Source organism: Paenimyroides tangerinum (genome assembly GCF_003865405.1).
Taxonomy (GTDB): domain Bacteria; phylum Bacteroidota; class Bacteroidia; order Flavobacteriales; family Flavobacteriaceae; genus Flavobacterium; species Flavobacterium tangerinum.
Window position 1 is genome coordinate 96,169 of record NZ_RQVQ01000004.1, and the last position, 14,161, is coordinate 110,329.

At 30.3% G+C, this 14,161-nt stretch carries 15 protein-coding genes; 4 read left to right on the forward strand and 11 right to left on the reverse strand.

Going from position 1 to position 14,161, the window contains the following annotated elements; genetic code table 11:
• From hisA to EG240_RS02655, 9 genes are all read right to left on the reverse strand, one after another.
• Positions 1–714 (reverse strand): 1-(5-phosphoribosyl)-5-[(5-phosphoribosylamino)methylideneamino]imidazole-4-carboxamide isomerase, encoded by a 714-nt coding sequence (hisA, locus tag EG240_RS02615; protein WP_125017116.1) that lies wholly within the window; start codon positions 712–714, stop codon positions 1–3.
• Positions 715–793: 79 nt separating this feature from the next.
• The gene (hisH, locus tag EG240_RS02620) at positions 794–1,378 is read right to left on the reverse strand and encodes an imidazole glycerol phosphate synthase subunit HisH (RefSeq protein WP_125017118.1); all 585 of its coding nucleotides are present in this window, start codon (positions 1,376–1,378) and stop codon (positions 794–796) included.
• A gap of 76 nt (positions 1,379–1,454) precedes the next feature.
• Positions 1,455–2,588 carry a bifunctional histidinol-phosphatase/imidazoleglycerol-phosphate dehydratase HisB gene (hisB, locus tag EG240_RS02625; RefSeq protein ID WP_125017121.1) on the reverse strand — a complete coding sequence of 378 codons (1,134 nt, stop codon included), beginning with the start codon at positions 2,586–2,588 and terminating at the stop codon, positions 1,455–1,457.
• A 74-nt stretch (positions 2,589–2,662) separates the two neighbouring features.
• Positions 2,663–3,025, reverse strand: a complete 363-nt coding sequence (locus EG240_RS02630; RefSeq protein WP_125017123.1) for a four helix bundle protein — start codon at positions 3,023–3,025, stop codon at positions 2,663–2,665.
• A gap of 88 nt (positions 3,026–3,113) precedes the next feature.
• Positions 3,114–4,166, reverse strand: coding sequence for a histidinol-phosphate transaminase (gene hisC / locus EG240_RS02635; protein ID WP_125017125.1), 1,053 nt, complete (start codon positions 4,164–4,166; stop codon positions 3,114–3,116).
• A gap of 61 nt (positions 4,167–4,227) precedes the next feature.
• Entirely contained in the window at positions 4,228–5,520 is a 1,293-nt protein-coding gene (hisD, locus tag EG240_RS02640; protein ID WP_125017127.1) for a histidinol dehydrogenase, read from the reverse strand.
• 72 nt (positions 5,521–5,592) lie between these two features.
• On the reverse strand, positions 5,593–6,450 hold the full coding sequence (hisG, locus tag EG240_RS02645; protein ID WP_125017129.1) for an ATP phosphoribosyltransferase: 858 nt from the start codon (positions 6,448–6,450) through the stop codon (positions 5,593–5,595).
• A gap of 224 nt (positions 6,451–6,674) precedes the next feature.
• The gene (locus EG240_RS02650) at positions 6,675–7,838 is read right to left on the reverse strand and encodes a carboxypeptidase-like regulatory domain-containing protein (protein ID WP_125017131.1); all 1,164 of its coding nucleotides are present in this window, start codon (positions 7,836–7,838) and stop codon (positions 6,675–6,677) included.
• Between the two features lie 2 nt (positions 7,839–7,840).
• Complete coding sequence (locus tag EG240_RS02655) at positions 7,841–8,971, reverse strand: carboxypeptidase-like regulatory domain-containing protein (RefSeq protein WP_125017133.1); 1,131 nt, start codon at positions 8,969–8,971, stop codon at positions 7,841–7,843.
• Between the two features lie 276 nt (positions 8,972–9,247).
• Here EG240_RS02655 and EG240_RS02660 point away from each other — a divergent pair, with 276 nt between their 5' ends.
• Positions 9,248–9,610 carry a CoA-binding protein gene (locus EG240_RS02660; RefSeq protein ID WP_125017135.1) on the forward strand — a complete coding sequence of 121 codons (363 nt, stop codon included), beginning with the start codon at positions 9,248–9,250 and terminating at the stop codon, positions 9,608–9,610.
• Positions 9,611–9,625: 15 nt separating this feature from the next.
• Here the strand turns inward: EG240_RS02660 and EG240_RS02665 are convergent, their stop codons facing one another.
• The gene (locus tag EG240_RS02665) at positions 9,626–11,137 is read right to left on the reverse strand and encodes a sodium:solute symporter (protein WP_125017137.1); all 1,512 of its coding nucleotides are present in this window, start codon (positions 11,135–11,137) and stop codon (positions 9,626–9,628) included.
• Positions 11,138–11,230: 93 nt separating this feature from the next.
• On the opposite strand from EG240_RS02665, the gene recR reads away from it, so the two are divergent.
• Positions 11,231–11,851, forward strand: coding sequence for a recombination mediator RecR (gene recR, locus EG240_RS02670; RefSeq protein WP_125017139.1), 621 nt, complete (start codon positions 11,231–11,233; stop codon positions 11,849–11,851).
• Here recR and EG240_RS02675 read toward each other — a convergent pair.
• Positions 11,846–12,466 carry a hypothetical protein gene (locus EG240_RS02675; RefSeq protein WP_148096337.1) on the reverse strand — a complete coding sequence of 207 codons (621 nt, stop codon included), beginning with the start codon at positions 12,464–12,466 and terminating at the stop codon, positions 11,846–11,848. The two genes, recR and EG240_RS02675, sit on opposite strands and share 6 nt — an antisense overlap.
• A 56-nt stretch (positions 12,467–12,522) precedes the next feature.
• On the opposite strand from EG240_RS02675, the gene EG240_RS02680 reads away from it, so the two are divergent.
• Both EG240_RS02680 and EG240_RS02685 read left to right on the forward strand, forming a co-directional pair.
• Positions 12,523–13,239, forward strand: coding sequence for a hypothetical protein (locus EG240_RS02680; RefSeq protein ID WP_125017143.1), 717 nt, complete (start codon positions 12,523–12,525; stop codon positions 13,237–13,239).
• 85 nt (positions 13,240–13,324) lie between these two features.
• Positions 13,325–14,155: a DUF4349 domain-containing protein gene (locus EG240_RS02685; RefSeq protein ID WP_125017144.1), complete on the forward strand. Its 831-nt coding sequence runs from the start codon at positions 13,325–13,327 to the stop codon at positions 14,153–14,155.
• The last annotated feature ends 6 nt before the right edge of the window (positions 14,156–14,161 follow it).

Consider the following 14,161-nt stretch of genomic DNA (forward strand, 5'->3'; position numbering starts at 1 on the left):
TTAGTACAATTGCTTTAAGTCTTTCAACTGAATTCTTCCTTCGTAAATCGCTTTTCCTAAAATAGCTCCTTCGCAACCTAATTCTTTCACCTTGATTAAATCGTCGATAGATGAAATGCCACCAGAGGCAATTAATTTTACGTCTGCAGCTGCTAAAATTTCAGCATACAATTCGTTCGAAGTCCCTTGTAGCATACCGTCTTTGGCGATGTCTGTACAAATTACATAATCAATACCTTTGGCTTTGTATTCTTGGATAAAATCAATAACATCTAATTCAGAAGTTTGTAACCAACCATGTGTCGCAATTTTACGATCTTTTGCATCTGCTCCTAAAATGATTTTTTCGCTTCCGTATTGCGCAATCCATTCCTGAAATAGCATTGGATTTTGAACTGCAATACTTCCGCCTGTAATTTGGTTTGCACCACATTCAAAAGCAATTCTAATATCATCATCTGCTTTAATTCCACCACCAAAATCGACTTTTAAATTGGTTTTAGAAGCAATTAATTCTAAAGTTTTATAGTTAATGATCTGCTTTGATTTTGCACCATCTAAATCCACTAAGTGTAAATATTCGATTCCGTAATCCTCGAATTCTTTCGCTACTTCTAATGGATTTTCGTTGTATATTTTTTTTGTATCGTAATCTCCTTGTGATAATCGAACGCATTTTCCGTCGATGATATCTATAGCTGGGATGATTCTCATTTCTTTAGATTTTAAGTTGTAAGACTTAATACTTAAGGTTTTATTTAATTGAAGGATAATAATCCTTACGTCTTATACCTTATGTCTTAAGACTCAAAAAGTTTTTCAATATTTGCTCTCCAATTCCTGCTGATTTCTCTGGGTGAAATTGAGTTGCGTAAAAATTATCTTTATTTAAAGCTGCTGAATATTCTAAAATATAGTTGGTTGAGGCAATTGTATATTCCGAATTTTCGCAATAAAAACTGTGGACGTAATAAATGTCCGAGTTTTCTTCGATTCCGTTAAATAAAGGCGTTTTTAAATCGTAAATAGTATTCCAACCCATATGTGGAACAATTTCCGTTGAAGGAAATAACTTTACTTGAATGGGGAAAATTCCTAAACAATCCGTGTTTCCCTCTTCAGAAAATGCGCACATTAATTGCTGACCTAAACAAATTCCTAACGTTGGTTGTTTTAAGTTTTTGATGACTTCGTCTAATCCTTTTTCTTTTAAATAAGTCATTGCCGAACTCGCTTCTCCCACACCTGGAAAAATTACTTTGTCGGCATTTTGCAAGGTTTCAAAATCGTCTGTAATTACCGCTTCGTAACCCAAACGAGTTACCGCATTGTAAACCGATTTTACATTACCTGCATTATATTTAATTATTGCTATCATTTTTTTAGTTTTAAGACTTAAGACTTAAGATATAAGGTCGATTTTATTCTTAATTCTTACAACTTAGGTCATACGTCTATAAAAGTCCTTTTGTTGATGGTAAAATCATTTTGTCGGGATCACGTTTTACAGCTACTTTAATCGCTTTAGCAAACGCTTTAAAAATTGCTTCGATTTTGTGGTGTTCGTTTGTGCCCTCGGCTTTGATATTTAAGTTCGCTTTTGCTCCGTCTGTAAACGACTTAAAAAAGTGATAAAACATTTCGGTTGGCATTTGACCTATCATTTCGCGCTTAAAATCAGCTTCCCAAACCAACCAGTTTCTTCCTCCAAAATCAATGGCAACTTGCGCTAAACAATCGTCCATTGGTAACGTAAAACCGTAACGTTCGATTCCTAATTTATTTCCTAAAGCTTGAGCGAAAACTTCACCTAAAGCAATAGCTGTATCTTCAATCGTGTGGTGTTCGTCTACTTCTAAATCTCCGTTTACTTTTATAATTAAATCCATTTGACCGTGACGCGCGATTTGATCTAACATATGATCGAAAAAATGGATTCCTGTTGAAATATCAGATTTTCCTGTTCCGTCTAAATTTAAATCGATTTTAATCTTCGTTTCGTTGGTATTACGAACGATTGAAGCCGTACGATTTTGCAATTTCAAGAACTCATATATTTCTTTCCAAGAAGTTGTTTTTAATGCAATCGTATCATTTAAACCTTGGTTATCTTTAATCTCTTCTGCTCCTAAAGCTTCGTCATTGGCTATGAAAATTCCTTTTCCGCCTAAATTCTGTGCTAATTTCACATCCGTAATACGATCACCAATTACAAACGAATTAACTAAATCATATTGAGGATTGTTGATGTATTTTGTTAACATCGCCGTTCCAGGTTTACGCGTTGGAGCATTTTCGTGCGCAAACGTTTTGTCGATGAAAATATCTTCAAATTTTACACCTTCGTTTTCGAAGGCTTTCACCACAAAATTTTGAATCTGCCAGAATAGGTCTTCTGGATTGGCAGGCGTTCCCAAACCATCTTGGTTGGTTACCATCGCTAATTCGTAATCTAATTCTTTAGCAATTTTACCTAAATAAGTAAATGCTTCTGGATAGAATTCTAACTTCGCAAAGCTGTCCACTTGGTAGTCGGCAGGCTCTAAAATCAGCGTTCCGTCTCTATCTATAAAAAGTATTTTTTTCATTTTATATGTTTGTAAGTTATAAGACGTAAGTTTTAAGACGTAAGATTTAAGACGTAAGATTTAAGACGTAAGATTTAAGAATTTGAATTCTTAATGAATCTCTCGTATCCATTTAATAATTTCCCTATTTCTTCAGCGTCTTTTAATAATTCATTATATCTATCTTCTTCAATATATTTTAAGTCTTTACTTAGAATCAAAAAGTATTTGACTTCTTCTAAAGAACCTTCTGCAATATTTATAAAACTTAATTGATGAGGAATTGTTTTCTTTTTCTTTCCTTCAACGATATTTGCTGGGACAGAATAAGCGGCTCTCCTAATCTGATTTGTTAATCCATAAATTTCTTCACGAGGAAATTGTTTTGTTATTTCATAAATTTTCAAAACTAATAAGTGTGATTTTTGCCAAACGATTAAGTCTTTAAATGTTGCCATAATGCTTAGTTTTAAGGTTAGAATTTTATCTATATTAAATTACAAAATTCTTATGCAACATCAAACCTTACATCTTAAGTCATTTATCTTAAGCCTCAAGCTTCTTCATCATTTCAATCAACTTTCCATTTTCCTCTTCCGTTCCAACCGTTATTCGCAAGCAATTTTTGCATAGATTGTCGTTGTTACGGTTACGGATTACAATTCCTTTTTCAACTAATTGGTCGTAACGCTCGTTTGCATTATCAACTTTAATTAAAATAAAATTCGCATCACTTGGATAGATTTTTTCGACAAAAGAAACTTCAGTTAAGGCATTTTCTAAAACTTTTTTTTGTTGAATAATCGTATTTGTCGCAGTTACTACTTTATCATAATCGCTTAAAATTTCAATCGCTTTTAATTGCGTTAATTGATTTATGTTATAAGGCGGTTTAATTTTATTTAAAACAGCTACAATTTCTTGGGATGCATATAAAATACCTAAACGAATTCCGGCTAAACCAACAGCTTTTGATAACGTTTGGGTAACAATTACGTTTGGATAATTTTTGATTTCTTGGATCCAAGAAGGTTCAGTCGCAAAATCAATATAAGCTTCATCGATAATAACTAATCCATTAAAACGATTTACAATTTCTAAAATCGAATCTCTTTTGATGATTTCTCCCGTTGGATTGTTAGGCGAACACAAGAAAATCATTTTTGTATTTTCATCCACTTTCGAGAAGATATCTTCGATGTTGGGTTGAAAATCGTCTTCGTTTAATAACGATTTACGATATTCAACAGCGTTTAAATTAGACAAAACACTGTACATTCCGTAAGATGGAGAAATAGCGATTACATTATCTTGATTCGGTTCACAAAAGGCACGAAAAATTAAATCCAATACTTCATCACTTCCGTTTCCTAATAAAATCTGATTGGCAGGAAAGTTTTTATTTTCCCTCAAAATCGATTTTACATTGCGTTGTAAAGGATCCGGATAACGATTTAATCCGTTGTTAAAAGGATTTTCGTTCGCATCTAAGAAAACGAAACCGTCATTTATATCTTTAAATTCGTCACGCGCAGAAGAATAAGCCTTCATAGCTTTTACGTTGGGACGAATGATGTTGTTTATGTTGAATGTTGCCATTTTATTATTTTTAGTTGTAAGACTTAAGATTATAAGATGTATGGATAAATTCCCTTAAGTCTTATGCCTTAGAACTTAAGTCTTGTAATCGTAAAGTAACTGCATTTTTGTGTGCAAATAATTCTTCGGCTTCAGCCATCAATTCGATAGCAGGACCGATATTTTGAATTCCTTCTGACGATAATTTTTGGAATGTAATTTTCTTGATAAAACTATCTAAAGAAACACCCGAATAATTCTTCGCATATCCATTTGTTGGTAATGTATGATTGGTTCCTGAAGCATAATCTCCAGCAGATTCACACGAATAATTACCTAAGAAAACAGAGCCTGCATTAATGATTTTAGGAATATATTCTTCGGCAGTTTCACAAGCTAAAATCAAGTGTTCTGGTGCATAAATATTAGAAAAAGCAACACATTCTTCAATAGAGTTTAATACGATTCCTCTTGAATTTTCTAAAGCTTTAGCTGCTAATTCTTTTCTTGGAAGAACTTCTAATTGTGTATTAATTTCAACAATTATTTCGTTTAAAGTTTGTTCGTTCGTTGTCAATAAAATCACTTGCGAATCGATTCCGTGTTCGGCTTGTGACAATAAATCGGCAGCAACATATTTCGGAACCGAAGTTTCATCTGCAATCACTAAAACTTCACTCGGACCTGCTGGCATATCAATCGCTACTCCAAAATTTTGAGCCACTTGTTTTGCAGCCGTTACATATTGGTTTCCTGGACCAAAAATTTTATCTACTTTTTGGATGGTTTCTGTTCCAAAAGTTAAAGCTCCAATGGCTTGAATTCCTCCAACTTTGTATATTTTTTCGATTCCGATTAAATTTGCTGTATATAAAATTGCAGGGTGAATCTTTCCTGCTGCATTTGGAGGTGTACATAAAATAATGTTTTCGCATCCGGCTAATTTTGCAGGTATTCCCAACATTAATGTTGTCGAGAATAAAGGCGCTGTTCCACCTGGAATGTAAATCCCGACATTTTCAATCCCACGCGATTCTCTCCAACAATTTACGCCCTTCGTAGTTTCAATCACTTTAATTTCTTCGCGTTGAGCGCTGTGAAATCGTTCGATGTTTGAAGCTGCTAATTTAATCGCTTGTTTTAAATCTTCAGAAATCAACAGTTTTGCTTCTTCAATTTCTTCAAGAGAAACCTTTAAAGAAGTTAAACGAACTTGATCGAATTGCTCGGTAAAATTAAATAACGCTTGATCTTTTTCTGTTTGGATTTTTCCAAAAACGTCAAAAACAATTTTTTGTAAATCTTGCACTTCTTTGGTTGGACGAGAAGTTAATGTTGACCAATCGGAAAGTTTTGGGTTTATATAAGTTTGCATTCTTTTTTAGTTTTAAGTTCTTAGACTTAAGTTCAAAGGTTTCTATCATACTTATGACTTACACCTTAAGACTTATAAAATCATTTTTTCTATTGGTACTACCAAAATTCCTTCGGCGCCAGCTTGTTTGAGTTCGTCAATAATATCCCAAAATTTATCTTCATTAATTACAGAATGAACGCTACTCCAGCCTTTTTCAGCTAAAGGCATCACCGTTGGAGATTTTAGAACAGGAAGAATAGTACTGATTAAATCGATTTTATCGTTTGGAACATTCATCAAAATATATTTTGAGTTCCTTGCTTTTAAAACAGATTCTATTCTAAACTGAAGTTTTTTTAATATAGTAGATTTTTCGCTATCTAAATTTGGAGTTGAAACTAAAATTGCTGCACTTTTAAGAATGGTTTGAAACTCCTTTAAATTATTTTTAAATAAGGTATTTCCGGAAGAAACAATATCAACAATAGCATCAGACAAACCAATACTTGGAGCAATTTCTACAGAACCAGAAATTTCGTGAATTTCTATATTGATATTTTTTGATTTGAAAAAATTAAGCACTGTATTGGGATAAGAAGTAGCTATTTTTTTATTCTGAAAATCTTGAATTGAATTAATTTCAGAAGATTTAGAAACTGCAACAGATAAACGACATTTTGAAAAACCAAGTTTTTGTACAATTGGCAACGTCATTTCATTCTCTATAAGTAAATTCTCACCAATGATGGCACAATCTACAACTCCATCTTTTACATATTGTGGAATATCTGAGTTGCGCAGAAAGAAAATCTCTATTGGAAAATTACGTGCTTGAACACGAAGTTGATCGATTCCGTTGTCAATAGAAATCCCACAATCTTTAAGTAATTTAAGGCTATCTTCGTTTAATCGACCTGATTTTTGAATGGCTATTTTTAATGTATTCATTTTAATTTTTAAAAATATGAGTACATCAAAAAAGCCTAAAAAAAAGAAAACCCATTTGATGTACTCAAACGGGTTTAATAAAATTTATATGGTTCACTTACATATACAACATTATCTTCTCGCTCGAGCGTGAATATGATAATGATGTAACTGATTTAAAAACATTTTCTGATTTTTTGTTGATTCAAAATTAGTTCATTTTTTGTTACGTAAATCTTAAAAAACTAATTATTTATTTTTTTTAACATTTCTTCTTCCTTCTGATTTAGTAGAATTACGTTCTGATTTTCCCAAAAGCGATTTTTATAATTTTTACCTAAAACATCTAAAGTTTTTTCGAAATAAACTTTTTTAGGTTCTGGTTTTTCGTTTGTGATTGTTGAGTTAACGGTAATCAATTCGTGAATTCCACCAACTGAAAAACGATGGTTTGAAATTTTTACATCGCCACGAATTCTTCGACTATCATAAGCTAAAAAATAGCGATTGTCTGTATCGTTAAAAATTTGTTTGAATTTGATATCTGTAAAATGAACTTTATATATTAATCGACCTTCTTCTTTCAAATTTTTTATATGATTTGGAGAAAGTTCAATATTTATTTCAAGAACCAACTTCTTTTCTTCGTCAAAAATCATCGTTCCTTTATAATAATCTTCAAGATTACCATCTGAAGGTTCAAAATACATAATTTTCAATTCTCTTCCATCGGATGCTTTTTTACCAGTAATATATAAATCATAATTTTTATTTTTTACAATTTTCCAAATACGATCGAATTTAAAAGCCGAAGTAATTATGGTTTGTAAATCAAGAAGATAAAATTTGATTGGTGCGTCTTCATAATTTTTAAAATCATCATTAAAAACCAATGCACGACTTTGGTCAACTACAACTTCACTTGCAGATTTATTTTTGAAATAATAATTCAGCATTCCATCGGCATACGAATATACTTTATCATCAACATTCATCATTTCTCGATAATAGGTATTCAATTTTACATCTTTAGAGAACTTTGCTTTAGAATTATCAATCACTTCTTTTATAATATCTTTAATCGGTCGATTGTACATAATCATTTCTTCTAAATCAAAAGAAGAATCGACTAAATAAATAGTAATATCTTCTGTTTGATTAGTAAAAACATAATCTAATCTGTCAAAACTTAGATGATTGAAATTAATTTTCTTTGCTGAAGCCGGAACAGTGATTCGAAAACGACCTTCAGAATTTGTTAAAGTCGCAATATTTGAATCATAAACAGAAATACTTACGTGTTCGATTGGTTTTCCAGATGATTTATCTCGAACAATTCCAGAATAGGTAATGTTTTGAGCAAACATTAATACAGGAAAAAGTAAAAATAAATAAGTGATTAGTTTCATTTTTATTTGATATAGTTTTTAATTAAATCATCATTCCAAAATTCATAACTGAATTTGTTTCCGTTTTCGTATAATTTTTTCTTTTTGAAAATAGAATCTTTGTTTGGGAAAGTTGAAGTATTTTCGATTCCAAGTGCAATTAGTTCGGTCTTTCCAATAACTTTTTCTGTGTTTTTGCCTTTTTTAGTGATGACATCGCAATCAAAATATTGATTCAGATAAGTCAAATAATATTTATTGTTGTTGTAATTAAATTTTACTTTATAGTTTATGTCATTCATTTTAATCTTTAATATCAAGATATTAATCTCTTTATTAAATTGTTTAAAATTATCATCAAACTGAACATCCATTTCATAAATTAGCTTCGCTGAATCGTCAAAAACAACTTTACCTTTAAACAAAAATCGTTCTGTAGAAGTTGGTATTGGTTCAAAATACAAAGTATGAAGCTCATTGTCTCCAGATTTTTTTGAAGTTACATGAAAATCATAATTTTTGTCTTTAATAATTTTCTTAATGAAATTAAACTTCATCCCCATTTCAATCATTTCATCAGGAGAAAGTCCAGCAATATATTCCAAATCTATTTCGTTTAATTGTTGATCCGAGTTAGAATCAATAACTCTACTTTGAAGAATAACAGCATCAATTTTACTTGTTTTATTCTTAATATAAAAATCGATAATTCCATCTGAGAAGAAATATTTTTTACCATTTTTAAAATAATCTTCACGGTAAAAAGCATTGATTTTTACATTGGTTTTTAAGGTTTTTTCTGAATTAGAAATAATATCTTCGAAAACTTTTTTAATAGGTTGATTGTAAAGAACCATTTCTTCTAAAGTATAACTAAGTTCAGTTAATTCAATATTTATGTAATTTCCATCATTAATTTTCATTGAAAAAGGTTCAAAATAAATATTATCAATAATGATATTTTTTTCATTGATATCAGAAAGATTAAATTGAAATTCACCATTTTCATTGGTTAATGCATAAACATCTGAATTTTCAATCGCAACAGTTAAAAATGAAATTCCTTCTTTTGAATTTTTGTCTTTTACAATACCATTCACGATTTGAGCTTGAGAAATAAAAGGAATAAGTAAGAATAATAGTAAATTTTTCATGCGCTGTTTTGTTAGAGTTTTAATTATTAGTGCAATAAAAAGGATTTTTGTTACAATTAATAAAAACTATGATGTTGAAATAAATGTGATTATTTAAATAAGAATTCTAAATTATTAATAGAATGACTTCATTTACGCAAAAGGGATGGAAGTATTGTTTGAGCTCTTTTGCAAATTAAAATTTGCAAAAAGCGAGTACTTACAGCCCGGCCTGAAACGGAGTGGAAGGTTTGCCCAAATCGTTTTTATTTGTATCTTTATGTAAAACGAAACAATATGAGTAAAGAAACTTTGGTAATGGGTGCGAGTGAAAATGTTCAACGGTACTCAAATATGGCTATACGTAAGCTGAAACAATTTGGGCACGATGTTAAGGCCTATGGTTTACGAAAAGGAGAAGTTGATGGTGTTGAAATAGTAACCAACTTGTTACCTTATGAAAAGCTTGATACAGTTACTTTGTATTTGAATCCGACAAATCAACAACCTTATTATGATTATATTTTAGGTTTGAAACCCAAACGTGTGATTTTTAATCCCGGAACCGAGAATCCAGATTTTTATGAAAAGTTAACCGAAAACGGTATTGGTTTTGAAGAAGCTTGTACCTTGGTTTTGCTAAATACAAAACAATATTAAAGCAAACGAGCGAGATTAAATATCGCTCGTTTTATTTTTTTCTTTAAAACTGATTGCTAATAAAAGTAGGAAAGTTATCAATCCATTTACGATGATTAATTCGTTATCGAAAACATAATTACCGAAGAATAAATGCGAATTCATACTGATAAATAAAGTGATGAATGGTGCAGCAATACAAATTATCGGAACCAGTTTGTCTTTTACTTTTCTTGATTTCATAAACATTCCGAACGAAAATAATCCCAAAAGTGGGCCGTAAGTGTACGATGCAATTTTGAAAATCATACTCACAACTGAAGCGTCATTTATGATGTTGAAAATCACAATCACAATAAACATCAAGAAGCAAAATCCTAAATGAATTAATTTTCGATTACGTACATTGTTTGGCTTATTGATATTTTCAGGTTTGTCCATTCCTAAGAAATCGATACAAAATGAAGTGGTTAATGCCGTCAGAGCAGAATCGGTTGTAGCAAATGTTGCGGCGATTAATCCTAATAAAAATACGATTGCAGGAATTAAAGCCAAATGATTAAAAGCAATTTCAGGGAACAATAAATCAGTTCTTGGTTTACCTGTTAACGGATCAACTGGAACAGAAATTCCTTTAGATTCTGCATAAATATAAAGTAAAGCTCCAACTCCTAAAAAGAAGATGTTTATTAAAACAAATATTCCTGTAAACGTGAACATATTCTTTTGAGCTTCTTTGATGTTTTTACAACTCAAATTTTTCTGCATCAAATCTTGGTCTAAGCCAGTCATTGCTATGGTTACGAACATTCCACCTAAAATTTGTTTTACAAAGTGATATTTACTTGTTACAAAATCATCCCAAAAGAAAATTTTTGAATAATTACTTTCTTTAATCGTTTCAAAAGCTTCAATTGCCGAATAATCCATTGCCATGCAAATGAAAATTATCGTTAAGATTACCGATGAAATCAAAAAGAAAGTTTGTAACGTATCGGTTATAATAATGGTTTTTAAGCCTGATTTATAGGTGTATGCAAAGATTAATCCCAATGAAATTAAAACGGTTGCAGCAAACGGTATATTCAAATGATCAAACACAAAATATTGAAAGACAATCACTACCAAATACAAACGAAAAGCCGAACCGATAGTTCTACTGATTAGGAAAATTGAAGCTGCGGATTTATAACTATAAAAACCCAAACGTTTTTCGAAATATTCATAAATCGAAACCAAGTTTAAACGATAATATAACGGAAGTAAAACGGTTGCCGTTACAATAAAACCTAAAGCATTTCCGAGTACAAACTGAAAATATTTGAATTGTTCGCCACCAGAAGCACCAACTTCCCCCGGAACTGAAATGAATGTCACACCAGAAAGTGCGGTTCCAATCATTCCAAAGGCAACCAAATACCATTTTGAATTTTTATTGGCTTGAAAAAAAGCATTATTACTGCTGTCTTTTTTTCCGATAACATTTGAAATAAGGATCAATGTTCCGAAATAAATAACAAGAATTGTTATAATTATAGTTGGCGTCATGTTTTGAAATTATTTGTTCAAAAATAACTATTTTGAATTGTTTATCTATAAATTCTGTATTTTTTTAAATGTTGTATTTTGTATCTTTGTCGAATGAATTTTCCATCTAAACTTTTAGAGAACGCGGTTAACGAAGTTTCGCAATTACCAGGAATCGGTAAACGAACTGCTTTGCGTTTGGTTTTACATCTTTTGCGTCAACCTGCAGACCAAACTGCTGGATTGACTACAGCGCTTTTGGGTTTGCGAAACGATATTAAATATTGTAAAAATTGCCATACCATTTCAGATAGAGAATTATGTGAAATTTGTGAAAATCCATCAAGAGATAATTCAATAATTTGCGTAGTTGAAGACATCAGGGATGTGATGGCTTTGGAAAACACGCAACTTTTTAAAGGACATTATCACGTTTTAGGCGGGAAAATTTCTCCAATCGACGGCGTTGCTCCAAGTCAGCTTAATATTGTTACTTTAATTAATAAAGTAAAAGAAGGAAAAGTTAAAGAAATTATTTTCGCTTTGAGTTCAACAATGGAAGGTGATACGACCAATTTCTATATTTACAAACAAATTAAAGATTTCGATATTATAACTTCTACCATTGCTCGTGGAATTGCAATCGGTGATGAATTGGAATATGCAGATGAAATTACTTTAGGACGCAGTTTGATTCATCGTGTGCCGTTTGAGAATAGTTTGAAAATGTTATAATTTTCTTGAGTTATATTCAGCCAAAATTTCAAAAATCTCTGATTGTGGGATTTCTCTTTGATTCAATTTTGCTGCTAAATCGGGTTCGTCGCTAATCAGGTTTTGAATTTTTTCAAATAGCGATCTGTTAATCCATTTTTTGTGTTTTGTCCATTTGCCATCTTTTTCGATGTAAGCATAACCGTGACTTTCTGCTATTATATTTTTGTCTGAATACGAAATGTAGTAATTGATTTTTCCTTGACTTTTAACCTCTACAATATTTTTTTTGATGATTTGTGGTATAATGGTAAAAATATTCTTTTTGTTATTCTCATCAACAAATTCTAAATATTTAATTTTATCTAGTTTGTAATTATGTTTTCTTTTATTCGTAATTAAATGTACTTTTTCATCTATAAACGTATCTATATAAACAAACCTAGATAAATTATTCACATCATATTGTAAAATAATAGTAGAAGTTATGGTATCGGTTACATTTTCTTTTAAAACTATTTTTACTGGAAGTTCTTTTGTGATTGACGAATATATAAGTATTATTTTGTTCTTTTGTGCATTGCACATTGTTGAAAAAAGAAAAATAAATATTATTGATTTAAAATAATTTCTCATTTTTTTTAGTTTAATATATATAAATTTATATAATTAATCTTTTAAATCAAAAAAATATGAAACAGTTTTTTATGTTATTAGTATTTGCTAGTTCTAGTTTTTTTAATCTAAATGCAAGAACAAATTCTAATTTGAATGAAGTTAATTCTTCGATTCGTTTTCTTGATGATAAAATTGTACTTTATTACAAAGATTTTGATGTGTATTTGGATTCTTTTGAATTCAATAATTCGACTTTTAATTATGTTGTTGACGGAAACAGAAATGTTTTATTTTTTGATGAAGATGGAAAACAAACCACTTTAGATTTACAGAATTTTGTTTTAAAAAATTATAGTGAAAAATTTTCAAGTTTAGGTATGAAATCATCTTCTCACGCTTTGGTTTATTCAAAAGTTTTAGATGCAGAAAAATACGATGCTATACCTGAACCTTTGTTATTTGATAAGCAGGAACTATTTTCAAAAATAACTTCAGCCATTTCTTCAAATTCAAATTTCAATGAAATGCCTGAAAATACAAAAGGAGTTACAAAATTTCAATTTGATATTGATGAGAATGGTATGATCGTAAATGCGAAATATTTTTCTGAAGTGAATATTGATGGACTTGATTATGTAGTTAAATTTTTATACGGTTTAGATAAATGGAAACCAGCACAAATAGATGGAAAACCTGTAAAAAGTTCGTATGAAGTTAAATTATTTTCTAGATATAATTCAGACATTATTCCAGCTGATGAAATGAGTAAAATCATTAAAAGTTTACAATAACATAATAGGTTCCTTTTACTGAGGAACTTTTTTATTGATTTTAGAAAAAAGTTTTTATTTCTTATATTCGTTAAAAATCACACTTATGAAACGTATTTTATATTTTTTAAGTTTCGCTTTAATTCTTATTTCTTGTAAGAAAGCAGCCGATGAAACTTCGTCCAAAACAGATAAATCTGCAGTTACCGAAGAAGCTTTTGTACCAGCGCAACCAGTTGAAGCTGCAGCAGAAGTATCGAATGTTTCTAATAACGATGTTTCCTTGATTGACCAGAAAATTATAAAAAATGGAACTTTACGTTTTGAAACTGCTGATATGAACAAAACTGCTGCAAAAATTTATGCAGCTTTAAAAGGTTCAAATGGTTATATTCAGTTAGATAATGAAACAAAAGGATATAATGAAATTACGCGAAATATTGTAATTCGAGTTCCAAATCAAAACTTTGAAAAATTAATAAATGAAGTTACTCATGGTGTTTCTTATTTTGATGAAAAGCAAATCACTTCAGAAGATGTTACCGAACAATTTATTGATTTAGAAGCAAGATTAAAATCTAAAAAAGAGTTAGAAGCTCGTTATATCGATTTGTTAAGAAAAGCAACAAAAGTTTCTGATATAATAGAAATTGAACAACAAATCAATGTCATTCGTGAAGAAATTGAATCCAAAGAAGGACAACTTAATTATATGAAAAGTCGTGTTTCGATGAGTACTTTGAATATTAATTTCTATAAACCAACTTCAGAATCTGGCGTAACCGTTTCTTATGGAGATAAAATCGTAAATGCTTTGAAAGGAAGTATTAGCTGGATTCCTGGATTTTTTATTGGATTGATTTACATTTGGCCATTGTTTTTCATTGCAGTTATTGGATATTTTATTTTTAAAAGAAAACGTAAAAAACAAGAATAGTTTTAA

Coding starts and splice junctions, on each gene's coding strand:
- EG240_RS02675 (WP_148096337.1), bottom strand. CDS start 12,466: ATGAGAAATTATTTTAAATCAATAATATTTATTTTTCTTTTTTCAACA.
- hisA (WP_125017116.1), bottom strand. CDS start 714: ATGAGAATCATCCCAGCTATAGATATCATCGACGGAAAATGCGTTCGA.
- hisC (WP_125017125.1), bottom strand. CDS start 4,166: ATGGCAACATTCAACATAAACAACATCATTCGTCCCAACGTAAAAGCT.
- EG240_RS02655 (WP_125017133.1), bottom strand. CDS start 8,971: ATGAAAAATTTACTATTATTCTTACTTATTCCTTTTATTTCTCAAGCT.
- hisD (WP_125017127.1), bottom strand. CDS start 5,520: ATGCAAACTTATATAAACCCAAAACTTTCCGATTGGTCAACATTAACT.
- EG240_RS02665 (WP_125017137.1), bottom strand. CDS start 11,137: ATGACGCCAACTATAATTATAACAATTCTTGTTATTTATTTCGGAACA.
- EG240_RS02685 (WP_125017144.1), top strand. CDS start 13,325: ATGAAACGTATTTTATATTTTTTAAGTTTCGCTTTAATTCTTATTTCT.
- hisG (WP_125017129.1), bottom strand. CDS start 6,450: ATGAATACATTAAAAATAGCCATTCAAAAATCAGGTCGATTAAACGAA.
- hisB (WP_125017121.1), bottom strand. CDS start 2,588: ATGAAAAAAATACTTTTTATAGATAGAGACGGAACGCTGATTTTAGAG.
- hisH (WP_125017118.1), bottom strand. CDS start 1,378: ATGATAGCAATAATTAAATATAATGCAGGTAATGTAAAATCGGTTTAC.
- recR (WP_125017139.1), top strand. CDS start 11,231: ATGAATTTTCCATCTAAACTTTTAGAGAACGCGGTTAACGAAGTTTCG.
- EG240_RS02660 (WP_125017135.1), top strand. CDS start 9,248: ATGAGTAAAGAAACTTTGGTAATGGGTGCGAGTGAAAATGTTCAACGG.
- EG240_RS02680 (WP_125017143.1), top strand. CDS start 12,523: ATGAAACAGTTTTTTATGTTATTAGTATTTGCTAGTTCTAGTTTTTTT.
- EG240_RS02630 (WP_125017123.1), bottom strand. CDS start 3,025: ATGGCAACATTTAAAGACTTAATCGTTTGGCAAAAATCACACTTATTA.
- EG240_RS02650 (WP_125017131.1), bottom strand. CDS start 7,838: ATGAAACTAATCACTTATTTATTTTTACTTTTTCCTGTATTAATGTTT.